At 67.1% G+C, this 255-nt stretch carries 1 protein-coding gene; it reads right to left on the reverse strand.

What is annotated here, in order from left to right; genetic code table 11:
- Positions 1–255 (reverse strand): terminase gpA endonuclease subunit (locus QSJ95_RS32795; protein WP_285647914.1); only part of this gene is annotated, 255 nt, incomplete at both ends.

Consider the following 255-nt stretch of genomic DNA (forward strand, 5'->3'; position numbering starts at 1 on the left):
TGCGCAGCGCGGCCAGGGCGTACACGAAGCAGTCCAGCGCCTCGTTTCGGCGCCCGCCGGAGTCCCAGCGCAGGACGCGGACGCCCTTCGCCATCACCGGCTTCTTCTTCTCGGCGGTGATCTGCTTAAGCTCGTCCTCGTCGCAGATGTCGCTGTCGATCGGGAAGTGCACACAGCCAGGCGTCGGCTGCCACGGGATCGGCACGTCGATGCGCAGGCGGCTGTAGATCAGCTCCTTCGCGTTGTCGGTGCCCA

This window comes from Pseudomonas sp. NBRC 100443 (assembly GCF_030268185.1).
GTDB lineage: Bacteria > Pseudomonadota > Gammaproteobacteria > Pseudomonadales > Pseudomonadaceae > Pseudomonas > Pseudomonas citronellolis.